The sequence below is a fragment of the Streptomyces sp. PH10-H1 genome (assembly GCF_030063355.1).
In the GTDB taxonomy this organism is placed as follows: domain Bacteria; phylum Actinomycetota; class Actinomycetes; order Streptomycetales; family Streptomycetaceae; genus Actinacidiphila.
The window spans coordinates 48,976-72,732 of the sequence record NZ_JASISZ010000022.1 but is presented as its reverse complement, the minus strand read 5'-3'; the positions used below and the strand labels follow the sequence as shown (position 1 = coordinate 72,732).

The following is a 23,757-nucleotide window of genomic DNA, read 5'->3' as shown; positions in this document are numbered from 1 at the left end:
GCTACGGGCCGGTGCCGGTGATGGCGGTGGTGCCGTCCTCCGGATGAGCGGCCTCCGGAGGACCGGCAGCCGGGCGGGCGGTCACCAGCCGGCCGGCGGCCGCGCTCCGTACGTAGTCCTCGATGGCCGCGTCGAGACCGACGTCGTGCTGGGCACGCTCGGACATGAACCAGCGGTGCTCCAGGAGCTCGTGGAAGACCTGCGCGGTGTCCAGGGAGGCCCGCAGTTCCTGGGGGACCGCCCGGACGGTGGGCCGGAAGACCTCGCGGACCCAGCGGTGCGCGAGGACTTCCGGACGGGCGCCGAGCGGGTCGCCCGGCGTGTAGTCGTCCTGCGAGGCCATCCAGGTCTCCAGATCGTTCAGGAGACTGCGCGCCTGGTTCTCCTCGGCGTCCATGCCGGTCAGCCGCAGCAACTGCCGCTGGTGGTGGCCCGCGTCGACGACCTTGGGAAGGAAGGTGACCGCGTCGCCGTCCGGCGAGCGCTGGATCTGCATCTCCGCGACGTCGAACCCGAGGTCGTTGAGACGGCGGATGCGCCGGTCGATGTAGTGCCGTTTGCCGACCGGGTAGACCGACTCACGGGTCAGTTCGTGCCACAGCTCGCCGTACCGTTCGGCGATCGCCCGGCCGAACAGGATCGGATCCACCGACGGGTGCAACGAGCCGCCCGCCTCCAGGTCCATCAGCTCGCCCGAGATGTTCACCCGGGCGACCTCGATGTCGTAGTCGCGCTGCCCGTTCGTGAGCCGCGGCTGGATCTGGCCGGTCTCGGCGTCCACCAGATAGGCGGCGTAGGCGCCCGCGTCCCGCCGGAAGAGTGTGTTCGACAGGCTGCAGTCGCCCCACGCGAACCCGGCCAGATGCAGCCGGACCAGCAGGACCGCGAGGGCGTCGAGGAGCCGGCTGACGGTGCTCGGCCGCATGGTCGTCTCGAACATCGACCGGTACGGCAGCGAGCCGTTGAGATGGCGGGTGATCAGTACGGGCTCCAGCGGCTCGCCGTCCGCGCCGGTCCGCCCGGTCACCACCGCGACCGGATCGACCGCGGGTATCGCCATCCGGTCGAGGTCGCGCAGCAGCCCGTACTCGCGCACGGCGGCCCACTCGCCGACCTCCTTCACCGCGACCACCTCGTCGCCCGCGCGGGCGAACCGCACCACATGGCGTGAAATGCCGCGCGGCAGGGCGACCAGATACTCGTCCGGCCACTCCTCCAGCGGGATGCTCCACGGCAGGTCGAGGAGGGCCGCCGGATGTTCGGGCGCGGTCGCGGTGATCTGCAGCTCCATGACGCACCAGTGTGCGGCAGCCGCGCCGCGCCGGGGCAGCCGGGTCGGTGAAACCGGTGGCCGCTGGCGCGGTGCGAATCCGGGAACGGAACATGATGGTCCCGCCGTTTCCAGCGAAGACCCTGTTCGGGTCCGGTCCGGGTCCGGTGGGGGCTCCTCGGGGCTCCCCGGGGGCTCTCGGGGAATATGGCTCCGATAGAGGGTCATACGGTCGCATCGGCGAAAAAAGGAGCACGCGAGACATGGCGGAACGACTGGTCGTCATCGGCGGGGACGCCACAGGCATGTCGGCCGCCTCCCAGGCGCGCCGGCGCCGGGGCGCCGGCGATCTGGAGACCATCGCCTTCGAGCGAGGTCACCACACGTCCTATTCGGCCTGCGGAATCCCGTACTGGATCGGAGGGGAGGTCGACGGTCCTGACGCGCTGATCGCGCGCACCGCCGCCGAGCACCGCGAGCGCGGGATCGACCTGCGGCTCGGCACCGAGGCCACCGAGATCGACCTCGACCGGCGGCGGGTCCGCACCCGGGAGGTCGCGGGCGGGGCCGAATCCTGGACGGGCTTCGACCAGCTCGTGATCGCCACCGGAGCCGTCCCCCGCCGGCCGCCGATCCCCGGCATCGACGCGGACGGGGTGCACGGCGTGCAGACCCTCGACGACGGCGAAGCCGTCCTGCGGACCCTGGAACGCGGCGGGGCGCGGCGGGCCGTGGTGATCGGCGGCGGCTACATCGGCGTGGAGATGGCCGAGGCCATGATCCGGCGCGGGCTGGAGGTGACCCTCGTCGACCGCGGTGATCAGCCGATGTCGACGCTCGACCCCGACATGGGACGGCTGGTGCGCGAGGCGATGGAGGGCATGGGCATCGAGGTGGTGTCCGGCGCGGAGGTGCGCAAGGTGCTCACCGGAGACGACGGGCGGGTGCGGGCCGTCGCCACCGAGCACGCCGAGTACCCGGCCGACGTGGTGGTGCTCGGGCTCGGCGTCCAGCCCAACACCGCACTCGCCCGCGACGCGGGACTCGCCCTCGGCGCGCACGGCGGGCTGATCACCGACCGGGCGATGCGTGTGCGCGACGCGGAGGGCATCTGGGCCGGTGGTGACTGCGTCGAGGTGCTCAACCTCGTCTCCGGCGCCCTGCAGCACATCGCGCTGGGCACGCACGCCAACAAGCACGGACGCATCATCGGGATCAACATCGGCGGCGGTTACGCCACCTTCCCCGGCGTCGTGGGCACAGCCGTCAGCAAGGTCTGCGACGTGGAGATCGCGCGCACCGGCCTGAAGGAGTCCCAGGCGCGGGCTGCCGGCCTGCGATACGTCACCGCCGTCATCGAGTCCAGCGCCCGGGCCGGTTACTATCCGGGAGCCGCGCGCATGACGGTCAAGATGCTCGCAGAACTCCGTACCGGGCGGCTGCTCGGCCTGCAGATCGTCGGCCGGGAGGGAGCGGCCAAGCGCGTGGACATCGGCGCGGTCGCCCTCACCGCGGGCATGACCGTCGATCAGATGACGGCCCTCGACCTCGGCTACGCGCCGCCGTTCTCCCCCGTCTGGGACCCGGTGCTGGTCGCCGCGCGCAAGGCCGCAGAGAAGGTGGAGGCCGAGACGCGGGGCCACTGACGTGCTGAGGCGTTGACGGGTTACGGGCTGACGGGCTGAGGCGTTGACGTGCTGAGGTCAGACGGGCCGGGCGGCCAGTCTGTCCAGAGCCTCCAGCAGGGCCGGCAGCGCCGGCCCGCGCCGGACGGGATGAACCTCGCCCGGGTCGTCGTCGAGCAGCACGAACGCCATGTCGTCGGTCCGCGCCACCAGGCTCCAGCCGGGCCCGTCCGCGCGCACCGCTCCATGCGCCGACCTGACGCGTCCGGGTGGCGGCGGCGCACTGAGGTACTCCTCAGCGTCCGCCAGCGCCCGGCGGACGCCCGCATGGCCGGGAGCGATGGGCGCGGGGGGCTCGTCCTCCGACGTCCCGACCCCGGGCGTTCCGTCCGCAGTTGCCATGTCCCGAGTTGTTCCGTCCTCGGCTGTTTCGTCGCCGGGCGTCCCGTCCTCCTGCGCTCCGGCCTCTGGCGCTCCGCTCGCCGGCGTTCCGGTGCCAGGTGTCGTCCCGTCGCCGGAACCCTCGTCGAGCTGCTCGCGCCACGCGCGCCACCGCAGTGCGATCTCGTCCGCGCCCAGCCGCCGCTGAGCCCCGCCCCAGACCTCCATGTCGGGCGGCGTCAGCGGGGGACGGCCGCCCTCCTCCTCCGACGGATCGTGCGGATCGGGCACGCCCGGCGCGGCGACGGCCACTGGCAGCGGCCAGCCCGGCAGCGCCGCTGCCATATACCGCTCGTCCGGCGACAAGTCGTACTCCAGGCCGCAGTCCCAGGCCGCCAGGGCACACGCGACCAGCGCCGTATCGGTGATCGCGACGGTCCACCGGGCGCCGCCGGCGTCCTGTCCGAAGAGCAGTCCGTAGCCTTCCCCGGCCGGCTCAAGGCCGAGCACCGCACACGCCTGCGGATAGTCGTCGGCGAGCACGCTCGGGAACTGCGCGGGCGTCAGCATCGCCGCCGTGAGCACGAACAGCGAGTCGTCGTCCGTCTCGGTCGTCTCGGTCACGGGGCCCTCCCTCTCTTCGGTCCGCGCACCTTAACCAGCGGGTAACGTCCACGTCGATAGCGGGGCTCACCTGGAGGGAAAACCGCTCGGCACGGAGCCACGGCGACCCCTGCGCTGCGGGACATGGGTGTCCACCGCACGCACTACGTCTGCCTCCCGTGCTGGGTCTCCTCCAAGCAGGAGTACGGGCCGGAGCGCGTCCGGCGCTGCCCGCGGTGCGCTCGCGCACCCTGTGCGGCACGCGAACGGTGGCCGGAGCCGTCTCTGCCGCACCCCGACCGGCAGCCCGGGTTCCCGCGCGCTGTAGTGGAGATAACCCTGGGGAGAGCGCGAACGCGGCTACGGGGAGAGGTGATCCGCATGCCCGGACTGCTCCACAGGATCGGCGACTTGTTCAGGCTGCCGGTGCGGGGTCCTGACAACGGGCGTCCAACAGCCCGTGCCCCGCTGGAGCACAACCTCTTCGACGCGGCCGCGACCTACGTGGTGGCCTGTATCGACGACGACCAGGACCGGATCGACGAGGCGGCGGGCCGGGTCGCCCCCGACGCGCTGATGTTCGGCGTGAACGAGCTCGCGCAGCGCGCGGTGCTCACGCTGGCCCGTGAGCACGGTGCGGAGCCGGAGAGCGTGGCGCGGAGGCTGCTCGGCCTGCCCACGGCCTAGGTTCACTGCACCGCAGCGTCGCCGAGGTCGTCCAACGTGGCGCGCAGCCAGCTCAGTTCGGCGCGGGTGGTGGCGCGGGCGATGGTGAGGACGCCCCGGCGGTAGGGGTCGTCGAGCTCCTCTGCGCGCAGCGGGTGCTCACCGTCGTAGAAGAAGCTGGCGGGCTGCTCCAGGAAGGCGAGTCGGCGGCGGAGCACGGCGGCCTCCTGCCCGGCGTCACCGAGGTGCCGCAGGAACGCGAGGACGGTGAACCAGCGGTTCTCGTCGCTCAGATCGAGGTCGGCGGGCTCGGCGAGGCGCCCCCGCAGTTCGGCGCGGCCCCCGGCGGTGAGGGTGAGGACGTGGCGGGGGGCGGCGACGGCGCCCGGCTGGGTCTCGCGCTGGAGCCAGCCGGCCTTCTCCAGTCGCTTGATGGCGGGATACAGGGTGCTCTCGGCGACGGGTTTGACGTGCCCGGTGAGGGCGGCGATGCGTTTGCGCAGCTCGTAGCCGTGCAGTGAGGCGTCGTAGAGAAAACCGAGGATCGCGAGCTCCAGCATGGGGGCATTCTGCCGCACTGGAGAGCGCGCCGCTGTACACCGTCGGAGATATACATCTCCAGCGCTATACATCGACATCGATGTATAGTCCTGTCATCCGATGAGGGCGACAGGGGAGACGGGCATGCGGCAGACGGAGTTCGGACCGGCGGGAACGGCAGAGGCGGGTCCGGCGGCTGGGGCGGGCACTGCTGGTGAGGCGGTGGCAGCGGCAGGTACGGAAGGTGCGAAAGGGCGGCCGCAGCGGGCTTTCATCCGGTGGACGGAGGCGGCCGGGTCCGGCCCCGCGCGGGTGTACCTGCACGGACTCGGGGCGGCCTCCGGCCCGTACTTCGCGCATATCGCCGCGCACCCGGCGCTCGCGGGCCGCCGGTCGCTCTTCGTGGACCTGCCCGGATTCGGGATCAGCGACCGGCCCGCGGACTTCGGTTACTCGCTGGAGGAGCACGCCGACGCGGTCGCCGCGGTCCTGGACGCGGCCGGTGTTCACGGCGCGGAGGTCGTCGGGCACAGCATGGGCGGCGCTGTCGCGATCGTGCTGGCGCACCGCCGTCCTGACCTGGTGTCACGACTAGTGCTCGCCGAGGCCAACCTCGACCCGAACCCGCCGGCCGGACCGGGCAGCAGCGGTGTCGCGACCTACACGGAACGGGAGTTCGTACACGGCGGCGGATTCGCCGCGACACTGCAGCGGGTCGGCCCGACCTGGCGGGCCACGATGCGGCTCGCCGACCCGGTGGCGCTGCACCGCAGCGCGACCGGGCTGGTGCGGGGCAGCGAGCCCACCATGCGGACGATGCTGCTGGCCATGGACATCCCGCGCACCTTCCTGGTCGGGGAGTTGAGCGGGGACGTCGACGGCCGGGCGGAACTGGTGGCGGCGGGTGTCGCGGTCGAAACGGTGGCGGGCGCGGGCCACAACATCATGTTCGACAACCCGGACGCCCTCGCCGACGTCCTCGCCGGAGCGGTCCGGGCTGGAGCGGTCCGGGACGGGAGCGCGGTCGCCAGGTAGCGCTGCCGTCGTCAGCGTCGTCGTCAGCCCCTCGTCGTGAGTGGCGCCGCCGGGTAGCGCCGCCGCCGTCAGCGCTGCCGGACAGCGACGGCGAGGTACCGGTCCTCGGAATCGTCGAACACCACCAGCTCCCAGCCCGCATCGGTCAGCAACGGGGAGAGGTTGGGCTTCGCCCGTACATCGTCCTCGTGCAGGGTGTGGCCGCGCCGGGCGGCGAGCGCGGCGCGGCCGATCGGGTGGAAGAGCGCGAGCCGGCCGCCGGGCCCGGTCACCCGGGCGAACTCGCGCAGCCCCGCCGCCGGGTCCGGCAGATGGTGCAGCAGTCCTGCGGCGAAGACGCCTTCCAGGCAGGCGTCCCGCAGGGGGAGACGGGAGCTGTCCGCCTCGACGAGCGAGCCGGCGCGGTGCCGCCCGAGCACCGTCGCCTCACGCAGCATCTCCGGGGTCAGATCGGCACCGATGACCGTACCGGCCGGGCCGACGGCCTGCCGCAGGGCGGGCAGCGCTCGGCCGGTGCCGCAGCCGGCGTCGAGGGCCGACTGCCCCGGTCGCAGGCCCAGTTCCGCAACGGCCGCGTCGTAGGCGGGACCATCGTCGGGGAAGCGTTTCTCCCAGCCCACGGCCTTGGCGGCGAAGAATTCACGGACTCGATCACGCTCGGTCTCCATGCATCATGTTCCCATGATCCCGCTGCGTTCCGTCGCCTTGTTCGTCCTTGCCGCGCTGCTGGAGATCGGCGGTGCCTGGCTGATCTGGCAGGGGGTCAGGGAGCACCGCGGCTGGGCCTGGATGGGGGCAGGCGTGGTCGCGCTCGGGTTGTACGGGTTCGTCGCGACCCTGCAACCGGACGCCGACTTCGGACGGATTCTGGCCGCGTACGGCGGGGTGTTCGTCGCCGGTTCGCTCGTGTGGGGGATGGTGGCGGACGGGTACCGGCCGGACCGTTTCGACGTTGTGGGGGCGCTCGTCTGCCTGGTCGGAGTGGGCTTGATCATGTATGCGCCACGCAGTGGCTGAAACGCGCCCCCTGTGTACATGTTCGAGCACGGAGCGATCGTTCGGGACCGGATCAGCGCACGAGGCTGTCAATAACCGCCGGGTTCCACAATGCCCGAGGGAGCGCGAACCACACGGGGCTAGCGTCCCGGATCCATGGGACACATGGACCACGCCAGCTTCGGCTGGCTCACCCCGGTGCTTTCGTACGTCATGGCCTGCGTGGGCTCGGCCCTCGGACTGCGCTGCACCGTACGAGCACTGGGCGCGACCGGCCGCTCCCGGCGCAACTGGCTGCTCACCGCCGCCAGCGCGCTCGGCACCGGCATCTGGACGATGCACTTCGTCGCCATGCTCGGCTTCCGGGTCTCCGGCACCGAGATCCGGTACAACGTGCCGCTGACCGTCCTCAGCCTGCTGGTCGCCGTCCTCGTCGTCGGCCTCGGCGTGTTCGCCGTCGGCTACGGGCGGGGCCGGGTCCGCCCGCTGGTGATCGGCGGACTGACCACCGGAATCGGCGTCGCCAGCATGCACTACCTCGGGATGGCGGCCCTGCGGCTGCACGGAGCCGTCAGCTACGATCCGCCGCTGGTCGGACTGTCCGTACTGATCGCCGTGGTGGCCGCGACAGCCGCACTGTGGGCGGGACTGACGATCAGCCGGCCGGCCGTGGTGGCCGGGGCGTCGCTGGTGATGGGCGCGGCGGTGAGCAGCATGCACTACACGGGGATGTTCGCCGTGCGGGTGGCGGTCGACCCGTCGGCGCAGGCGCTGCCGGGCGCGGGCGCCACCGCGTTCCTGTTTCCCCTCACCGTCGGCCTCGGCTCGTACCTCTTCCTGACCTCGGCGTTCGTCGCCCTCTCGCCGACCGCTCATGAGCGTGCCGCCTCCACGACCGCCCTATCCCTCCGGGAGGACACGGCATGACCGCTCCGAGCGGCCGCCGCGCACATGCCGGTGCGCCCGCCGACGAACGGCACCGGCCGCCGGCTCTGCGCGCCGGCGGCCCGGCAGGCCCTGTCCTCGCGGCGACGGGCGCCACCGGAAACGAGCCCGTCCGCCTGCGCCTGCGGCTGCGGCCGAGAACCGTCCGGGCGAAGATCATCTCGGTCCTCATGGTGCCCGTCGTCTCGCTGATGGCGCTGTGGGCCTTCGCCGCCGTCAACACCGCCCAGGAAGTCTCCGGGCGGCTGCGGATCCAGCAGGTCGACGACACCGTCCGCAAACCGGTCGCCGCGGCCACCACCGCGTTGCAGGCCGAGCGCCGCTCCGCGGCTCAGTACCTCGCGGACCCGACACCGGCCCGCGCGGCGGAACTGGACAGCCGCGCCGCCGCGACCGACCGGGCGGCGGGCGCTCTGCGGCAGGGCGATGCCCACACGGTCGCCGACGGCACCGGTCTTCCGTCCGAAGTCTCCCGCCGGGTCGGCGCCTTCGTCGACGGTGTGACAGGCCTGCGCGAACTGCGCGCCCGCGTCACGGCCCACGCCGCCACCGGGGACGAGGCGTTCGGCAGCTACGGCGACGTGATCGAGAACGCCTTCGCGGTCGACGGGGCGCTGACCTCCGTCTCCGACCCGGTCCTCGCCCCCGGCAGCCGTGTGGTGCTGGAGTTCGGCCGGGCGGGCGAGATGCTCGCCCGCGAGGACGCCCTGCTGTCCGTCGCGCGCCTCACCGGCACGCTGACCGGCCCCCGTTACCGCGATTTCACCGGTGCGGTACTGAGCCGCCGGCTGCTGCTCGAAGCCTCGGCCGTGGACCTCGGCAGCGCCGACCGCGCGTCCTGGAGCCTGCTGAACGACTCAGGACCGTACGTCGCTCTGCGCGACGCGGAGGACAAGGTGCTGCGTGCCGACCCCGGCCGCGCCGCCGCAACCGCCGCACCGGCCGCGGCCTGGGACGCGGCTGTGACGCCGGTCCTCACCGGCCTGCGCACCATCGAGACCTCGGCGGGCAGCAGCGCCGCCGGGAACAGCGACCCCATCACCCAAGGCCTGTTCACCACCTCCGGCGCCGCCGTGGTGCTCGGACTGCTCGCCGTCCTCGCCTCGCTGCTCGTCTCGGTGCGCATCGGCCGTGGCCTGGTCATCGAACTCGTCGGGCTGCGCAACGCGGCCCTGGAACTCGCCCGCCGCAAACTGCCGCTCGCCATGCGCCGGCTGCGGGCGGGGGAGGAGATCGACGTGGCCGCCGAGGCGCCGCCCGGCACCCATGGCGCGGACGAGATCGGCCAGGTCGGCGAGGCGCTCGCCATCGTCCAGCGGGCCGCGCTGACCGCCGCCGTCGAACGCGCCGAGCTGCTCAGCGGCGTCTCCGGCGTATTCGTCAACCTCGCCCGCCGCAGCCAGATCCTGGTGCACCGGCAGCTCGCACTGCTCGACAGCATGGAGCGGCGGACGGAGGACCCCAACGAACTGGAGGACCTCTTCCGGCTCGATCACCTCACCACCCGTATGCGGCGGCACGCCGAGGGCCTGATCATCCTGTCCGGGGCGGCGCCGGGCCGGGCCTGGCGACGGCCGGTGCCACTGCAGAACGTCGTACGCGCCGCGGTCGCCGAGGTGGAGGACTACGCGCGGGTCGAGGTCAGGCGGCTGCCGCCCGCGGCCGTGGTCGGCGGCGCGGTCGCCGACCTCACCCACCTGATCGCCGAACTCGTCGAGAACGCGACCCAGTTCTCGCCCCCGCACACCAAGGTGCGGGTCTACGGCGAACAGGTCGGCAACGGCTATGTGCTGGAGGTCGAGGACCGGGGCCTGGGCATGGGCAAGGAGGCGCTGGACGAGGCCAACCAGCGGATCGAGCGCTCGCAGGCACTGGACCTGTTCGACAGCGACCGGCTGGGGCTGTTCGTCGTCAGCCGGCTCTCCGCCCGGCACGACGTCAAGGTCTCGCTGCGACCTTCCCCGTACGGCGGGACGACGGCCGTCGTGCTGCTGCCCACCGGACTCGTCGAGCGATACGTCCCCGACTCTGCGCCTGCCCGCAGGGCGGCCGAGCGGGACCGCGCCCAACGGGACCATCGGGCCCAACGGGCCCAGCACGAGGACCCGGTCGTCCGGTCGCTGGCGTCGCGGCACGGGGCTGAGGCGCTGAAGCTGAACGCGTCATCCGAGGTGTCCGCATCGTCGGGGGCATCGGGGGCATCGGGGGCGTCAGGAGCTTCCGGAGAGTCGGGAGCCTCCGAACCGTCCGAGCGGTTCCGGTCCTCCGAGCCGTCCGAGCCGCCCGTGTCAGTCGGATCGTCCGGGGTCCCCGCGCGTTCCGCGCGCCCGGCCGGTCCGGCGCAGGACGGCGCGATCGGTGACGGTGACGACCTCCCCCGTCGCGTCCGCAAGGCGCATCTCGCTCCGCAGTTGCTGCAACGGCCCGCCCCGGAGCGGGACGGAAGCGCGGCGGGGAACGGAAACGGGGACGGAAACGGGGACGGGCGTACCCCTGAGCAGGTCCGCGCCACCATGACCGCGTACCGCAGCGGCTGGGTACGCGGCGGCGGCCGACCGGCCGGCCGCCCGCCGTCGAACGAGGGAGACCCGGCATGATCGACGCGAACAGATCCGGCGGTCTTGACTGGCTGCTGGACGAGCTGACGGACCGGGCGGCCGAGGTGCGGCATGCTGTGGTCCTGTCCAACGACGGCCTGGCGGTGGGCGCCTCACACGCGCTGAGCCGCGAGGACGCCGAACATCTGGCGGCGGTCGCGTCAGGATTCCACAGCCTCGCCAAGGGCGCCGGCCGGCATTTCGACGCCGGGGACGTACGGCAGACGATGGTCGAACTCGACGGTGGATTCCTCTTCGTGGCCGCCGCGGGCGAGGGCTCCTGCCTCGCGGTCTTCGCGACCGCCGCCGCCGACGTCGGACTGGTCGCCTACGAGATGGCCCGCCTCGTCAAACAGGTGGGGGAGCATCTGCGGACACCGGCCAGGCTCGCCTCCGACACCACGGCCGGCGGCTGACCGGACATGGACGACCGCTGGTACGACGACGAGGCGGGCCCGATGGTCCGCCCCTATGCGCTGACCGGCGGCCGGACCCGGGGTGACGCGGGCAGTGTGCACCTCGACCTGATAGCCCAGGTGTTCGCCGACCCCGGCGCCGAATCCGGTGCCGCTGATGACCCGGCCCTGGCTCCGGAGCACGGCACGATCCTCGCCCTGTGCCGAAACGTTCCGCTGTCGGTCGCGGAGATCGCGGCGGACTCCGACCTGCCCGTGGGCGTCGTGCGCGTCCTGCTGGGCGACCTGCTGATGCTGGGGTGGGTCCGGGTGCGCGAGCCGGTGGCGCCCGCGGCACTCCCCGGCGAACACATCCTGCGAGAGGTGATCGATGGACTCCGCGCACTCTGACCACCCGCACTCCGACCACCCGCACTCCGACCACCCGCACTCCGAGCGCCCAGGACGCCGGGACGAGTCCGCCCTGGCGTTGAAGATATTGGTCGCGGGCGGCTTCGGGGCCGGCAAGACCACGCTGGTGGGCGCCGTCAGCGAGATCCGGCCGCTGCGCACCGAGGAACTGCTCAGTGACGTGGGCAGGGAAGTCGACGACACCGGCGGGGTCGAACGCAAGACCACCACCACGGTCGCCATGGACTTCGGACGGATCACGATCCGGGCCGGACTGTCGCTCTACCTCTTCGGCACCCCCGGGCAGGACCGTTTCTGGTTCCTGTGGGACGAGCTGTCGCACGGAGCACTGGGCGCCGTGGTTCTCGCCGACACCCGCAGGCTCGAGGACTGCTTCCCCGCGGTCGACTTCTTCGAGCACCGCGGGATTCCCTTCGCCGTGGCCGTCAACTGCTTCACCGGAGCGCGCTCCTACCGGCCCCACGACGTCTCACGGGCCCTGGATCTGACGGAGGGGACACCGGTCGTGCTGTGTGACGCGCGGGACCGTGAATCCGGCAAGGAGGTGCTCATCGCGCTGGTCGAGCACGCCGGCCGGATGCACACCGAGCGGCTGCTCCGGCAGGTCGGCTGACGGGCGCAGGGTACGCGCCTCGGCGTGCCGAAACCGGATATTGATCTCGGCCGGGACCCGATGGGTACTTGCCGTAGCGCGCTGGGCAGGACAGTCTCGTACCGCAGTCGAAACGGGGAGGTCGGGAATGACGGTGGGCAATGGACTCGCTTGGCTGTTGGACGACCTGACGCAACGAGTACCGCATGTGCAGCACGCTCTCGTGCTGTCCAACGACGGGCTGGTGACCGGGGCCAGCGGCAGTCTGGACCGGCCGACGGCCGAGCATCTGGCGGCCGTCTCGTCCGGGTTCCACAGTCTTGCCAAGGGCGCAGGCCGGCAGTTCCGCGTCGGAGGGGTTCGGCAGACGATGGTCGAGTTCGACGAGGGCTACCTCTTCGTGACCGCGGCCGGCGACGGCAGCTGTCTGTCCGTGCTCAGCGGCATGGAAGCGGATGTCGGTCAGGTCGCCTATGAGATGACCTTGCTGGTCCACCGGGTCGGCGAGCACCTCGGGGTCGCGCCCCGGCAACCCGGCGTCGCCCCCTCCGGAAGCTGACGCGGGGACCGTCCGGCCCGCTTCCCGCCACAGAGTCCGCCCGGCCCGGTCCGGCCGCCCGCGTCAATGGACCGCCGGGGCCACGACCCCGGGCGCCGCGGCCGGGATGGCGGCGGCCCTTCCGGCCCGGCTGGTCACCGCGGCCAGGATCGTCGCCAGCGCTGCGAGCGCCGCCGCGGCCAGCGGGAACCAGCGGGTGCCGAGGACGGCGATCGCAGCGCTGCCCACGCCGCCCGCCGCGGCCGTGCCCAGATACAGCGCACTGCTGTTGAGCGACAGCAGCAACGGCGCGGCGCCCGGATTGACGGAGCTCAGCCGGTGTTGGAGGGCGACGTTCAGGCCCCAGCCGGCGAGCGGGCCGAGCAGATTGCATATCAGCATCCCGGTCATGCTGAGGGAACCCCAGGGCAGCGCGCACTGCACGAGCGCGGTGATGGTTCCGCCCACCACCAGCGCGGCGCGCGCACCGAACCGGTCGATCACCCGTCCGGCCAGCCAGTTGCCCGCGACGGAGGCCAACCCGGCCACGAACAGCAGCAGACTGAGCCGGTCCGCGCTCCCGCCGGTCGCCGGGGCGACCAGCGTGGCCGTGTAGATGTAGACGCTCTGCACTGCCACGAAGAACAGGAAAGTGGTGGTGACCGCCCCGAACACCCGGCGGTCGCGGAGCGGTGCCAGCCGGTCCCGCAGGCCGGGCGCGGCCTTAGGCGTGGGCAGCGCGGGCAACATGGTCGCGAGCCCTGCGAGCGCGGCCGCGCCGAGACCGGCGACCAGCCACATCGTCAGCCGCCAGTCGGTGCGCCCCAGCCAGGTGCCCAAGGGCACGCCGAGCGCGGTGGACACCGTCATCCCTCCCATCACCAGGGCGAGCGCCCGGCCGCGCCGCTCGGGCGCCGCCATCATCGTGGCGACCGCGACGGCGGTGGGGGTGTACATCGCGGCACCGGCCGCAGCGAGCACCCGCGTCGCGAGGAGCGTCGGGTAGTCCGGGGCCAGCGCGGTGAGAACGTTCGCCAGCGTGAAGAACACGAGACCGGTGAGCAGCAGGCGGCGGCGCGGCCAGCGCGCCGTCACGGTGGCGAGCAGCGGTGCCAGCAGGGCGTAGGCGAGTGCGAAGACCGTCACGATCTGCCCGGCGGCCGCGACGGGCACATCGAGGTCGCGGGCCAGGAGCGGCAGGATTCCCGCGACCACCATCGCGTCGGTGCCGACGGCGAAGGTTCCTAGGGCGAGCAGGACGAGGCGTAGGCGCATGGAAATCCCCCAACGGTTTGATGTGAGTAAAACCATAGCGATAGGTTGATGATTGTCAAACAATTACTGGGAGGGGGAGGCTGGCCCGAGGAGGTCTGACGCGTGGTGAGTGGGAATGCGATGGAGAAGCTGCCGGAGCCGTCGGTGGCGGAAATAGAGCTGGTGCGGGTGTTGCACGCACTGGCCGATCCAGTGCGGCTGACGCTGCTGACGGTCTACGCGGACGGGCTGGAACACGGCTGCGCCCCGGAGGACGTATCCCTGGAGCACCTGCACAAATCGACCGTGTCGCACCACATGCGGGTCCTGCGCGAGGCCGGTCTCACCTCGACCCGGCTCAGCGGCCGCAACCGGTACGTATCGCTGCGCCGCGACGACCTCGAGGAGCGCTTTCCCGGCCTGCTGGAGTCCTTGCTCCAGGCCGTACGCCCCTGATCTGATTCGCGGCGGCCCCGGCGGCCCCGGCGGCCCCGGCGGAGTTGGCGGAGTTGGCGGGTTATCCACAGGCGCGGCCGAGGGGTCACCGGACTGCGTAAGCTTCGTCACTGTCAGTAGTCGAAGGCGGTGGGGGAAGTCATGGTCGTTCGGGAATCACGCACAGGGCCGTCACTCGCGGGGGAAGCGCCGGCAGGGCAAGCGCTGTCGGGGGAAGTGCTCGGGATGAACCGCGCCAGGGAAGAACTGGAGCTGGAGGCGGGTGAGTTCGAGCTGGCCGTCCAGCTCGGAGAGGTCCATGTCCCGCCGGCCGGACAGGGCCGCTGGCGGGTGATGCGCGAGGAAGTCGACCGGCTGCGCACGGCGGAGGGTTATCCGCAGTCGTTGCGCGACCGGCTGCGCGTGGTCGGAAGCGGCGACGGCGCGGAGCTCATGGGTGTCAGCCGCGACCGCTTCGTCAAACTGGCGAAGGGCGGCTTCATCCGCCCGGTCCGCTGGTACGTCAACCGCTACCGGGCCGTCGTCTGGATGTATCTGGCCGACGAGGTCGGGCAGTACGCCCGCGACCATCCCGAACTGCTCCTCGGCAGGCTCCCCGTAGCGCTGCGCAGCGCCCTGGACGAGAGCGAGGACCACCGGGCGCGTGGCTGGCGGGCGCGCCGAGCCGGGCAGTTGGTGCGGGACGCTGCCGACGCCTGGGAGGAAGCGGCGGTCTGGGCGGCGCTGCTGGGCACCGACGGCGCCGCGGAAGTGGTGCCGGATCTCTACGAGCGGGCCTATCTGCGCAGGCTGCGGTCCGGTCTGCCGCCGGGCAGGCCCGGGGAGTTCGCCTCCCGGGAGGCGATCGACGCGGCGATCACCGCCGATCATCCGGACGAGATCGCCCTGGCCCGGCTCTCCCTGGCCGAGGCGCTGGACCGCGCCCGCCACGAGCGCCCGGCCCCCCGCCCGGCCACCGCGGCGGAGCCGGAACACCGGCCCGGTCCGCGTCCGGAGCAACGGGCGCATCGGTCCGAGCCGCGTCCGGAGTCACGTACCGAACCGTGCCAGGAGCCGCGCCCGCGCCGGGGCTGGCGGTTGCACCAGCCCGCGAACAGCGCCCGGACCGGCCGCCGGAAGAAGCTGTTCCGGCGCGCCTGAACAGCGGCCGGACTCCGGACGGATGACGAGCGGTCAGCCGCCGATCTTGCGGAAGAGCCCTTCCTGCATCACCGAGACCAGCAGTCGGCCCGAGCGGTCGTAGATCTGGCCGCGGGCCAGGCCGCGGGCGCCGGTTGCGATCGGTGACTCCTGCTCGTAGAGGAACCACTCGTCGGTCCTGAACGGGCGGTGGAACCACATCGCGTGGTCGAGGGAGGCCATGTCGAAGCCGCGGGGTCCCCACAGCGGTTCGACCGGTACCCGCACCGCGTCGAGCAGCATCATGTCGCTCGCGTAGGTGAGTGCGCAGGTGTGCACCAGCGGATCGTCGCCCAGCGGTCCCACCGCGCGCATCCACACAGCGCTGCGCGGCTCGGCGCCCTCGATCTCCTCGGGCGTCCAGCGCAGCCGCTCCACATAGCGGATGTCGAACGGCTGGCGGCGGGCCATCCGCTCCAGCGACTCGGGCAGTACCCCCAAGTGCTCGCGCAGTTCGTCGCCGAGCTTAGGAAGGTCCTCGGGGCCGGGCACCTCGGGCATCGGGATCTGGTGCTCGAAGCCCGGTTCCGGCTGATGGAAGGAGGCTGTGAGATTGAAGATCGTCCGACCCTGCTGGATCGCCACCACCCGCCGGGTGGTGAATGAGCGGCCGTCGCGGACCCGCTCGACCTGGTACACGATCGGCACGCCGGGACGGCCGGGCCGCAGGAAGTACGCGTGCAGCGAGTGCACCGGCCGCTCGCCGTCCGTGGTGCGGCCGGCCGCGACCAGCGCCTGGCCCGCGACCTGCCCGCCGAAGACCCGCTGCAGCCGTTCCTGCGGACTGCGGCCGCGGAAGATGTTCTCCTCGATCCGCTCCAGGTCGAGCAGATCCACCAGCCGCTCGGCGGGGTTGGTCATCGCTACTCCCTCGTATCGTGCCCGGTCACAGCTCGCCCACGTTGGTCACGCGGATGACCGCACGGCCCTCTTCGTCGGAGGCTGCCAGATCGACCTCGGCGGAGATACCCCAGCCGTGGTCTCCATTGGGGTCGGCGAAGGTCTGCCGGACCCGCCACAGACCGTGCTCCGGCTGCTCCTCGATCTGCAGCAGCTTCGGGCCGCGGGCGTCGGGGCCGGTGCCCAGGTCGTCGTACTCGTCCCAGTAGGCGTCCATGGCATCCGCCCACGCGTCGGCGTCCCAGCCCGACTCGGCGTCCAGTTCGGCCAGCAGGTTGTACTTCTCCAGCGCGGCCAGCTCCACCCGGCGGAACATGGCGTTGCGCACCAGCACCCGGAAGGCGCGGGCGTTGGCGGTGACCGGCTTGACCTGGTCGGCCCGCTCGGCGGCCTGCTCGGCCGTCTCCACCTCGGGGTTGGCGAGCTGCTCCCACTCGTCCAGCAGGCTGGAGTCGACCTGGCGCACCAGCTCGCCGAGCCAGGCGGTCAGGTCCTGGAGGTCCTCGGACTTCAGGTCGTCGGGGACGGTGTGTTCCAGGGCCTTGTACGCGCCCGCCAGATAGCGCAGCACGATCCCCTCGGTACGGGCCAGCTCGTAGTGCGAAGTGAACTCGGAGAACGTCATGGCGCGCTCGTACATGTCGCGCACGATCGATTTGGGGGACAAGGGATGGTCGCCGACCCACGGGTGGCTCGTACGGTAGACCCCGTAGGCGTGGGAGAGCAGTTCCTCCAGCGGCTTGGGATAGGAGACGTCCTGCAGACGCTCCATCCGCTCCTCGTACTCGACCCCGTCCGCCTTCATCAGACCGATCGCCTCGCCGCGCGCCTTGTTCTGCTGCGCGGCCAGGATCTGCCGGGGGTCGTCGAGGGTGGACTCGACGACGGAGACCATGTCGAGGGCGTACGACGGCGACTCCTTGTCGAGCAGCTCGAAGGAGGCCAGCGCGAAGGTGGACAGCGGCTGGTTCAGTGCGAAGTCCGACTGGAGGTCGACCGTGAGCCGGACGATGCGGCCCTCCGCGTCCGGTTCCGGCAGCCGTTCCACGACCCCGCCCGCCTCCAGCGAGCGGTAGATGGCGATGGCCCGCCGGATGTGCCGCAGCTGGTTGCGACGGGTCTCGTGGTTGTCCTCCAGCAGATGCCGCATCGCCTCGAAGGCGTTGCCCGGCCGGGCGATCACCGAGAGCAGCATGGTGTGAGTGACCCGGAAGCGGGAGGTGAGCGCCTCGGGGTCGGCGGCGATCAGCTTCTCGAACGTCGCGTCGGACCAGTTGACGAAGCCCTCGGGCGCCTTCTTGCGGACCACCTTGCGGAGCTTCTTCGGGTCGTCCCCGGCCTTGGCAACCGCCTTCTTGTTCTCGATGACGTGCTCGGGGGCCTGCGCCACCACGAATCCCGCGGTGTCGAACCCGGCACGCCCGGCACGTCCGGCGATCTGGTGGAACTCGCGGGCCCGCAGGGTGCGCACCCGTGTGCCGTCGTACTTCGTCAGGGCGGTGAACAGCACGGTCCTGATCGGCACGTTGACGCCGACGCCGAGGGTGTCAGTGCCGCAGATGACCTTCAGCAGGCCGGCCTGCGCGAGCTTCTCCACCAGCCGCCGGTACTTCGGCAGCATGCCCGCGTGGTGCACACCGATGCCGTGCCGGACGAAGCGCGACAGATTGCGGCCGAAGGTGGTGGTGAAGCGGAAATTGCCGATCAGCTCGGCGATGGCGTCCTTCTCGGCGCGCGTGCACATGTTGATGCTCATCAGCGACTGGGCCCGCTCGACGGCCGACGCCTGCGTGAAGTGCACGATGTAGACCGGCGACTGCCGGGTCTCCAGCAGATCCGTCAGCGTCTCGGTCAGCGGCGTCACCACATACTCGTAGGAGAGCGGCACCGGCCGGGTCACGGAACGCACGACGGTCGTCGGACGGCCCGTACGGCGGGTGAGGTCCTCCTCGAAGCGGGACATGTCGCCGAGGGTCGCGGACATCAGCACGAACTGCGCCTGCGGAAGTTCCAGCAGCGGGATCTGCCAGGCCCAGCCGCGGTCCGGCTCCGCGTAGAAGTGGAACTCGTCCATGACGACCTGGCCGACGTCGGCGTTCCTGCCGTCGCGCAGCGCTATCGAGGCGAGCACCTCGGCCGTGCAGCAGATGACCGGCGCGTCCGGGTTCACCGAGGCATCGCCGGTGAGCATGCCGACGTTCTCGGTGCCGAAGAGCTTGCACAGGTCGAAGAACTTCTCCGAGACCAGTGCCTTGATCGGAGCGGTGTAGAAGGTGACCTGGTCCTTTGCCAGCGCGGCGAAGTGCGCTCCCGCCGCGACCAGGCTCTTGCCGGAGCCGGTCGGGGTCGACAGGATCACGTTCGCTCCGGAGACGACCTCGATCAGCGCCTCCTCCTGGGCGGGGTAGAGCGTGATGCCCTGGCTCTCCGCCCACGTCGTGAAGGCTTCGAAAAGGGCATCGGGGTCGGCCTCGGAAGGCAGCTGATCAATAAGGGTCACCCCACCATCTTGCCTGGCTTCGGGCCCGGCAGCGGAACCGGCGGTATTCCGGAAGATCGCCAACGGTAGGGTGTGCCGTCGACTGGGCGTCAACTCCGCCTGCGGGCGGGCTGAAAGGGGCGGGGCAGCACTCATGATGGGACCGGCGCATTCACTTTCCGGAGCGGCGGCATGGCTGGGGGTGGGAGCGGGCGCAGCCGCGCTCGACCACGCCATGCCATGGCCGACCCTCGTCGTCGGCGCTCTGATCTGTGCCGGCGCCGCACTCGCGCCGGACCTCGATCACAAGGCCGCGACCATCTCGCGGGCCTTCGGGCCGATCTCCCGGGCCCTGTGCGAGATCATCGACAAGCTGTCGCACGCTACGTACACGGCCACCCGTATGAAGGGTGACCCGCGCCGTAACGGCGGCCACCGCACCTTGACCCACACCTGGCTGTGGGCCGCCCTGCTCGGCAGCGGTTGCTCGGCGGCGGCGCTGTTCGGCGGGCGCTGGGCGGTGCTGGGAATTCTCTTCGTCCATATGGTGCTGGCCGTCGAGGGCCTGCTGTGGCGCCAGGCCCGCGCCTCCAGCGATGTACTGGTCTGGCTGCTCGGGGCCACCGGCGCCTGGGTCCTGGCCGATGTGCTGGACAACCCGGGCAACGGAAAGGACTGGCTGTTCACGGAGCCCGGCCAGCACTATCTGTGGATCGGGATACCGATCGTGCTCGGCTCGCTCGTGCACTGCATCGGTGACGCGCTGACCGTCTCGGGCTGTCCGATCCTGTGGCCCATACCCATCGGCCGCAAGCGCTGGTACCCGATGGGGCCGCCGAAGTTCATGCGGTTCCGGGCCGGGAGCTGGGTCGAGATCAAGGTCCTCACCCCGGCGTTCTTCGTCCTCGGCGGGGTCGGGGCGCTGGGAGCGCTGGGCTTCATCGGCTGAGGCTCCGGCTCTGTGCCGTCCGCCGCCGGGCAGGCGGCGGACGGCACAGCACCAGGCGAGGGCGATCAGGCGAGGGCGATCGGGCGGCCGGACAGGCTTTAGCCGTGCCAGGAGCGCCACAGGGCCGCGTATGCCCCGTCCGCCTCGACCAGTTGGTGGTGGCTGCCCAGCTCGCTGATCCGGCCCTCCTCGACCACCGCGATGACATCCGCGTCGTGCGCGGTGTGCAGCCGGTGCGCGATGGCGATCACGGTGCGTCCGTCCAGCACCCGCGCCAGGGAACGTTCCAGGTGCCGGGCGGCCCGCGGGTCGAGCAGCGAGGTCGCCTCGTCCAGCACGAGGGTGTGCGGATCGGCGAGCACCAGCCGGGCCAGGGCGACCTGCTGCGCCTGCGCCGGAGTGAGGGCGGCGCCACCGGAACCGACCTCGGTCTCCAGGCCGTCGTCCAGGGTCCGGGCCCAGCCGTCGGCGTTCACCGAGGCCAGCGCGTCCCACAACTCGGGATCGTCCGCCCCGGCCCGCGCCAGCCGCAGGTTGTCCCGCAGGGTGCCGACGAACACGTGGTGCTCCTGGTTGACCAGGGCCACATGCCGCCTGACCCGCTCGGCCGGCATCCGGGCCAGCTCCGCTCCGCCGAGTGTCACCTCACCGGTCCGCGGCGCGTAGATCCCGGCGAGCAGCCGTCCCAGGGTGGACTTGCCGGCCCCCGACGGGCCGACCAGCGCCAGCCGGGTGCCGGGCCGCAGCCGCAGCGACACCCCGTGCAGCACATCACTGCCCGGCCGGTAACCGAAGCGCACCTTGTCGGCGTGCATGTCCCGGCCGTCGGGGACGATCCGCTCGTCCGACTCGTGCGCCTCGACCTCTCGGACCCCGACCAGCCGGGCCAGCGACACCTGGGCCACCTGCAGCTCGTCGTACCAGCGCAGGATCAGGTTGACGGGATCGACGAGCATCTGCGCGTACAGCGCCCCGGTGGTCAGTTCGCCGACCGACACCCAGCCGTGCAGCGCGAAGGCCCCGCCGATCATCAGCACCGACGCGAGGATCAGAGTGTGCGTCAGGTTGATGACCGGGAAGAGCACGCTGCGCAGCCACATGGTGTAGCGCTCCCAGCCCACCCAGGTCCTGATCCGCTCGTCGGAATCCGTGATCCGCCGGCCGCCCAGCCCGTGCGCCTCGATCGTCCGGCCCGCGTCGACCGACTCGGCGAGCGAGGCCGCCACCGCCGCGTATCCGGCGGCCTCCGAGCGGTAGCCGGCGGGGGCACGCCGGAAGTACCAGCGGCAGCCGACCAGCAGCAGCGGCAGGGCGACCAGTACCGACAGCGCCAGCGGCGGCGAGGTGACGGCGAGCGCGCCGAGCAGCAGCGCGGCCCACACCACCGCGATGGCCAGCTGCGGCACGGCCTCGCGCATCGCGTTCGACAGCCGGTCGATATCGGTGGTGATGCGCGAGAGCAGGTCACCGGTGCCGGCCCGCTCCAGTACGCCGGGCGGCAGTCCCACCGAACGGACGAGGAAGTCCTCGCGCAGGTCGGCCAGCATCTGCTCGCCGAGGATCGCCCCGCGCAGCCGGACCAGCCTGACGAAACCGGCCTGGACGACGAGCGCCGCGAGGAAGAGGCCGACCGTGAGCTCCAGATGCAGGTCCCGGCGCCCGGCCGACAGGTCCTCGACCAGCCGGCCCAGCAGGTACGGGCCGGCCATCGAGGCGATCACGGCGACCGTGTTGACCGTGATGAGCAGGATGAACGCGCCGCGGTGGCGGCGGGCCAGCTCGGTCACATAGGCCCGCACGGTGGCCGGAGAACCGACCGGCAGCGTGGTGGTCTGCTGCGGCGCGTCCGGATCGTGCTCCGGCGGCTTCACGCCGATCATGCGGATTCCTCGATCCTGGTGTTCTCATCGGCCCCTGACGGGACCACGGATGCGACGTCGGCCGGGACACCAGCCGGGACACCAGCCGGGACACCGGACGGGACGCCGCCCGTGGCGTCCGTGCCGTCGGCCGGTTCCTCGGTCTCACGGGTGACCACGGCTCGGTAGTGCTGATCCGCGCGCAGCAGCGCGTGGTGGGTACCGGACGCCGCCACCGACCCGTCGGCGATGAAGACCACCAGGTCGCAGCGGTCGAGCAGCAGCGGGCTCGAGGTGAACACCACCGTGGTGCGGTCCGCCCTGATCTCCTTGAGGCCGCGCGCGATCCGCGCCTCGGTGTGCGAGTCGACGGCCGACGTCGGCTCGTCCAGTACGAGCGCCTCCGGGTCCGCGACCAGTGACCTGGCCAGAGCGAGCCGCTGGCGCTGCCCGCCCGACAAGGAACGTCCGCGCTCCGTGATCCGGGTGCGCATCGGATCGCCCGAATCGTCCACCGAGGCCTGGGCGAGCGCCTGCAGGACGTCGGTGCACTGGGCGGCCGACAGCGCGTCAGTGGCGGAAACGTTGCCGGAGGACGGCACATCGAGCAGTTCGTGCAGCGTTCCGGAGAGCAGCACCGGGTCCTTGTCCTGCACCAGCACGGCGGCGCGCGCCGCCGTCAGCGGCAGCTCATCGAGCGCCACACCGCCCAGCAGGACCGATGACTCGCCGGCCACCCGGTCCGGGCTGTGCCCGCCGAGCCGGTCGGCGAGCCGTCCGGCCGCGTCCGGGTCACCGCACACCACCGCCGTCAGCAGCCCGGCGGGAGCCAGTAGACCGCTCTCCGGGTCGTAGAGATCGCCGGCCGGCGGCGAGATGCCCAGCCCGTCCGTACCGCCCGGACCCTCCGCACCGCCCAGCCCGTCCCGGCCCTCCGTACCGCCGAGCCCGACCGTGCCCGTGGTCGCGAACGAACCCGGTGCCGCGTTCCGCTCCAGCGCCAGTACCCGCGCCGCCCGTTTCGCCGACGGCCGCGAGAAGGACCACGCCATCGCGATCTCCTCGAAGTGCCGCAGCGGGAACATCAGGAAGGCGACGGTCCCGTACACGGTCACCAGTTCGCCGACCGAGATCCGGCCGTCCAGCGCGAGGACCGCCCCGTACCAGGCCACGCCGACCAGCAGCAGCCCGGGCAGAACCACCTGCAGGGCGCTGATCAGCGCCCACATCCGGGCGCTGTGCACGGCGGCCGTGCGGACCTCCTGCGAGGCCTTCCGGTACCGGTCGAGGAACAGCTCCTCGCCGCCGATTCCGCGCAGCACCCGCAGACCCGCGACCGTGTCGGAGGCCAGCTCCGTGGCCTTGCCCGCCTTCTCCCGCTGAACGTCCGCCCGCTTGGTGGCCGCGGGCAGCAGCGGCAGCACCGCGAGTGCGAGGACGGGGATGGCGGCGGCCACCATGAGGCCGAGTTCCGGCTGGTAGACGGCCAGGGCGATCGCGATGCCGATGGTGGCGAGGAAGGCGGACGTGAAGCGGGCGAACGCCTCCACGAACCAGCCGATCTTCTCCACGTCGCCCGCGCCGACGGTGACGATCTCGCCGGCCGCCACCTGCCGGGTGAGCACCGAGCCGAGTTCGACGGTCTTGCGGGCCAGCAGCTGCTGCACCCGGGCGGCGGCGGTGATCCAGTTGGTCACCGCGGTGCGGTGCAGCATCGTGTCGCCGAGCGCGCTGAGCCCGCCGAGCACCAGCATCAGCACACCGGCCAGTGCCAGCCGCCGGCCCGAGTGGTCGACGACGGCCTGCACGGCCAGGCCGACGGCGGCCGGGAACAGGGCGACGGACGCCATGAGGAGCGTTCCCCACGCGGCGGCCGTGAGCTGCCCGCGCAACTGGCATTTCTCCAGCCAGAGAAGGAAACGGAACCCGGACCTGACGTCAGGGATACCGGGGTCCTCGAAGGGGAGATGGCGAAGCGACATGACGTCCCGAGGTGCTCTGGAGAGGGGTGGGAAGAGGTGCACGGTTCGCTTCACAGCGCGTACCGGGTCAACCGATTTATGGCC

Annotated in this window: 22 protein-coding genes; 13 read left to right on the top strand and 9 right to left on the bottom strand. The window is 71.8% G+C overall.

Annotated elements, in window-relative coordinates; translation table 11 throughout:
- Nucleotide 1 precedes the first annotated feature (1 nt).
- The gene (locus tag QMK24_RS16025; RefSeq protein WP_283466624.1) at nucleotides 2-1,291 is read right to left on the bottom strand and encodes a DUF4032 domain-containing protein; all 1,290 of its coding nucleotides are present in this window, start codon (nucleotides 1,289-1,291) and stop codon (nucleotides 2-4) included.
- A 242-nt stretch (nucleotides 1,292-1,533) separates the two neighbouring features.
- Between QMK24_RS16025 and QMK24_RS16020 the strand changes: the two genes are divergently transcribed.
- Nucleotides 1,534-2,916: an FAD-dependent oxidoreductase gene (locus tag QMK24_RS16020; protein WP_283466623.1), complete on the top strand. Its 1,383-nt coding sequence runs from the start codon at nucleotides 1,534-1,536 to the stop codon at nucleotides 2,914-2,916.
- Nucleotides 2,917-2,973: 57 nt separating this feature from the next.
- Here the strand turns inward: QMK24_RS16020 and QMK24_RS16015 are convergent, their stop codons facing one another.
- Nucleotides 2,974-3,846: a hypothetical protein gene (locus QMK24_RS16015; RefSeq protein ID WP_283466663.1), complete on the bottom strand. Its 873-nt coding sequence runs from the start codon at nucleotides 3,844-3,846 to the stop codon at nucleotides 2,974-2,976.
- A 414-nt stretch (nucleotides 3,847-4,260) separates the two neighbouring features.
- On the opposite strand from QMK24_RS16015, the gene QMK24_RS16010 reads away from it, so the two are divergent.
- The gene (locus QMK24_RS16010) at nucleotides 4,261-4,566 is read left to right on the top strand and encodes a hypothetical protein (RefSeq protein WP_283466622.1); all 306 of its coding nucleotides are present in this window, start codon (nucleotides 4,261-4,263) and stop codon (nucleotides 4,564-4,566) included.
- A 2-nt stretch (nucleotides 4,567-4,568) separates the two neighbouring features.
- On the opposite strand, the gene QMK24_RS16005 is transcribed toward QMK24_RS16010, so the two are convergent.
- Nucleotides 4,569-5,105, bottom strand: a complete 537-nt coding sequence (locus QMK24_RS16005; RefSeq protein ID WP_283466621.1) for a PadR family transcriptional regulator — start codon at nucleotides 5,103-5,105, stop codon at nucleotides 4,569-4,571.
- 124 nt (nucleotides 5,106-5,229) lie between these two features.
- Here QMK24_RS16005 and QMK24_RS16000 point away from each other — a divergent pair, with 124 nt between their 5' ends.
- Nucleotides 5,230-6,120, top strand: a complete 891-nt coding sequence (locus QMK24_RS16000; protein ID WP_283466619.1) for an alpha/beta fold hydrolase — start codon at nucleotides 5,230-5,232, stop codon at nucleotides 6,118-6,120.
- A gap of 68 nt (nucleotides 6,121-6,188) precedes the next feature.
- Here QMK24_RS16000 and QMK24_RS15995 read toward each other — a convergent pair whose 3' ends face one another.
- Nucleotides 6,189-6,788 carry a class I SAM-dependent methyltransferase gene (locus tag QMK24_RS15995; RefSeq protein ID WP_283466617.1) on the bottom strand — a complete coding sequence of 200 codons (600 nt, stop codon included), beginning with the start codon at nucleotides 6,786-6,788 and terminating at the stop codon, nucleotides 6,189-6,191.
- Nucleotides 6,789-6,801: 13 nt separating this feature from the next.
- On the opposite strand from QMK24_RS15995, the gene QMK24_RS15990 reads away from it, so the two are divergent.
- The 7 genes from QMK24_RS15990 (at nucleotide 6,802) to QMK24_RS15960 (ending at nucleotide 12,636) form a co-directional block, all read left to right on the top strand.
- Entirely contained in the window at nucleotides 6,802-7,137 is a 336-nt protein-coding gene (locus tag QMK24_RS15990) for a YnfA family protein (RefSeq protein ID WP_283466614.1), read from the top strand.
- A gap of 135 nt (nucleotides 7,138-7,272) precedes the next feature.
- Complete coding sequence (locus QMK24_RS15985; RefSeq protein ID WP_283466613.1) at nucleotides 7,273-8,043, top strand: MHYT domain-containing protein; 771 nt, start codon at nucleotides 7,273-7,275, stop codon at nucleotides 8,041-8,043.
- Complete coding sequence (locus QMK24_RS15980) at nucleotides 8,040-10,658, top strand: sensor histidine kinase (RefSeq protein ID WP_283466612.1); 2,619 nt, start codon at nucleotides 8,040-8,042, stop codon at nucleotides 10,656-10,658. The genes QMK24_RS15985 and QMK24_RS15980 overlap by 4 nt, the downstream gene beginning before the upstream one ends.
- Complete coding sequence (locus QMK24_RS15975) at nucleotides 10,655-11,074, top strand: roadblock/LC7 domain-containing protein (RefSeq protein ID WP_283466611.1); 420 nt, start codon at nucleotides 10,655-10,657, stop codon at nucleotides 11,072-11,074. The genes QMK24_RS15980 and QMK24_RS15975 overlap by 4 nt, the downstream gene beginning before the upstream one ends.
- 6 nt (nucleotides 11,075-11,080) lie before the next feature.
- A complete protein-coding gene (locus QMK24_RS15970; protein WP_283466610.1) occupies nucleotides 11,081-11,464 on the top strand; it encodes a DUF742 domain-containing protein in 384 nt (127 codons plus the stop codon).
- On the top strand, nucleotides 11,445-12,098 hold the full coding sequence (locus QMK24_RS15965) for a GTP-binding protein (protein WP_283466609.1): 654 nt from the start codon (nucleotides 11,445-11,447) through the stop codon (nucleotides 12,096-12,098). Before QMK24_RS15970 ends, QMK24_RS15965 begins: the two co-directional genes overlap by 20 nt.
- 127 nt (nucleotides 12,099-12,225) lie before the next feature.
- Entirely contained in the window at nucleotides 12,226-12,636 is a 411-nt protein-coding gene (locus QMK24_RS15960) for a roadblock/LC7 domain-containing protein (RefSeq protein ID WP_283466607.1), read from the top strand.
- A 63-nt stretch (nucleotides 12,637-12,699) separates the two neighbouring features.
- Here the strand turns inward: QMK24_RS15960 and QMK24_RS15955 are convergent, their stop codons facing one another.
- Complete coding sequence (locus tag QMK24_RS15955) at nucleotides 12,700-13,890, bottom strand: MFS transporter (protein ID WP_283466605.1); 1,191 nt, start codon at nucleotides 13,888-13,890, stop codon at nucleotides 12,700-12,702.
- Nucleotides 13,891-13,992: 102 nt separating this feature from the next.
- Here QMK24_RS15955 and QMK24_RS15950 point away from each other — a divergent pair, with 102 nt between their 5' ends.
- Together QMK24_RS15950 and QMK24_RS15945 are read left to right on the top strand one after the other, a co-directional pair.
- Nucleotides 13,993-14,325 carry an ArsR/SmtB family transcription factor gene (locus QMK24_RS15950; RefSeq protein ID WP_349307861.1) on the top strand — a complete coding sequence of 111 codons (333 nt, stop codon included), beginning with the start codon at nucleotides 13,993-13,995 and terminating at the stop codon, nucleotides 14,323-14,325.
- 225 nt (nucleotides 14,326-14,550) lie between these two features.
- Nucleotides 14,551-15,465, top strand: coding sequence for a DUF6397 family protein (locus QMK24_RS15945; RefSeq protein ID WP_283466603.1), 915 nt, complete (start codon nucleotides 14,551-14,553; stop codon nucleotides 15,463-15,465).
- Nucleotides 15,466-15,498: 33 nt separating this feature from the next.
- Here QMK24_RS15945 and QMK24_RS15940 read toward each other — a convergent pair whose 3' ends face one another.
- Together QMK24_RS15940 and QMK24_RS15935 are read right to left on the bottom strand one after the other, a co-directional pair.
- Nucleotides 15,499-16,365 (bottom strand): acyl-CoA thioesterase, encoded by an 867-nt coding sequence (locus QMK24_RS15940; RefSeq protein WP_283466601.1) that lies wholly within the window; start codon nucleotides 16,363-16,365, stop codon nucleotides 15,499-15,501.
- Between the two features lie 25 nt (nucleotides 16,366-16,390).
- On the bottom strand, nucleotides 16,391-18,904 hold the full coding sequence (locus tag QMK24_RS15935; RefSeq protein ID WP_283466600.1) for a DEAD/DEAH box helicase: 2,514 nt from the start codon (nucleotides 18,902-18,904) through the stop codon (nucleotides 16,391-16,393).
- 133 nt (nucleotides 18,905-19,037) lie between these two features.
- On the opposite strand from QMK24_RS15935, the gene QMK24_RS15930 reads away from it, so the two are divergent.
- Nucleotides 19,038-19,832 carry a metal-dependent hydrolase gene (locus QMK24_RS15930; RefSeq protein ID WP_283466599.1) on the top strand — a complete coding sequence of 265 codons (795 nt, stop codon included), beginning with the start codon at nucleotides 19,038-19,040 and terminating at the stop codon, nucleotides 19,830-19,832.
- Between the two features lie 98 nt (nucleotides 19,833-19,930).
- Here QMK24_RS15930 and QMK24_RS15925 read toward each other — a convergent pair whose 3' ends face one another.
- Together QMK24_RS15925 and QMK24_RS15920 are read right to left on the bottom strand one after the other, a co-directional pair.
- On the bottom strand, nucleotides 19,931-21,712 hold the full coding sequence (locus tag QMK24_RS15925; protein WP_283466598.1) for an ABC transporter ATP-binding protein: 1,782 nt from the start codon (nucleotides 21,710-21,712) through the stop codon (nucleotides 19,931-19,933).
- Nucleotides 21,709-23,673 (bottom strand): ABC transporter transmembrane domain-containing protein, encoded by a 1,965-nt coding sequence (locus tag QMK24_RS15920; protein WP_283466597.1) that lies wholly within the window; start codon nucleotides 23,671-23,673, stop codon nucleotides 21,709-21,711. Before QMK24_RS15920 ends, QMK24_RS15925 begins: the two co-directional genes overlap by 4 nt.
- Nucleotides 23,674-23,757: the final 84 nt, after the last annotated feature.

Coding starts and splice junctions, on each gene's coding strand:
- QMK24_RS16025 (WP_283466624.1), bottom strand. CDS start 1,291: ATGGAGCTGCAGATCACCGCGACCGCGCCCGAACATCCGGCGGCCCTC.
- QMK24_RS16020 (WP_283466623.1), top strand. CDS start 1,534: ATGGCGGAACGACTGGTCGTCATCGGCGGGGACGCCACAGGCATGTCG.
- QMK24_RS16015 (WP_283466663.1), bottom strand. CDS start 3,846: ATGCTGACGCCCGCGCAGTTCCCGAGCGTGCTCGCCGACGACTATCCG.
- QMK24_RS16010 (WP_283466622.1), top strand. CDS start 4,261: ATGCCCGGACTGCTCCACAGGATCGGCGACTTGTTCAGGCTGCCGGTG.
- QMK24_RS16005 (WP_283466621.1), bottom strand. CDS start 5,105: ATGCTGGAGCTCGCGATCCTCGGTTTTCTCTACGACGCCTCACTGCAC.
- QMK24_RS16000 (WP_283466619.1), top strand. CDS start 5,230: ATGCGGCAGACGGAGTTCGGACCGGCGGGAACGGCAGAGGCGGGTCCG.
- QMK24_RS15995 (WP_283466617.1), bottom strand. CDS start 6,788: ATGGAGACCGAGCGTGATCGAGTCCGTGAATTCTTCGCCGCCAAGGCC.
- QMK24_RS15990 (WP_283466614.1), top strand. CDS start 6,802: ATGATCCCGCTGCGTTCCGTCGCCTTGTTCGTCCTTGCCGCGCTGCTG.
- QMK24_RS15985 (WP_283466613.1), top strand. CDS start 7,273: ATGGGACACATGGACCACGCCAGCTTCGGCTGGCTCACCCCGGTGCTT.
- QMK24_RS15980 (WP_283466612.1), top strand. CDS start 8,040: ATGACCGCTCCGAGCGGCCGCCGCGCACATGCCGGTGCGCCCGCCGAC.
- QMK24_RS15975 (WP_283466611.1), top strand. CDS start 10,655: ATGATCGACGCGAACAGATCCGGCGGTCTTGACTGGCTGCTGGACGAG.
- QMK24_RS15970 (WP_283466610.1), top strand. CDS start 11,081: ATGGACGACCGCTGGTACGACGACGAGGCGGGCCCGATGGTCCGCCCC.
- QMK24_RS15965 (WP_283466609.1), top strand. CDS start 11,445: ATGGACTCCGCGCACTCTGACCACCCGCACTCCGACCACCCGCACTCC.
- QMK24_RS15960 (WP_283466607.1), top strand. CDS start 12,226: ATGACGGTGGGCAATGGACTCGCTTGGCTGTTGGACGACCTGACGCAA.
- QMK24_RS15955 (WP_283466605.1), bottom strand. CDS start 13,890: ATGCGCCTACGCCTCGTCCTGCTCGCCCTAGGAACCTTCGCCGTCGGC.
- QMK24_RS15945 (WP_283466603.1), top strand. CDS start 14,551: ATGAACCGCGCCAGGGAAGAACTGGAGCTGGAGGCGGGTGAGTTCGAG.
- QMK24_RS15940 (WP_283466601.1), bottom strand. CDS start 16,365: ATGACCAACCCCGCCGAGCGGCTGGTGGATCTGCTCGACCTGGAGCGG.
- QMK24_RS15930 (WP_283466599.1), top strand. CDS start 19,038: ATGATGGGACCGGCGCATTCACTTTCCGGAGCGGCGGCATGGCTGGGG.
- QMK24_RS15925 (WP_283466598.1), bottom strand. CDS start 21,712: ATGATCGGCGTGAAGCCGCCGGAGCACGATCCGGACGCGCCGCAGCAG.
- QMK24_RS15920 (WP_283466597.1), bottom strand. CDS start 23,673: ATGTCGCTTCGCCATCTCCCCTTCGAGGACCCCGGTATCCCTGACGTC.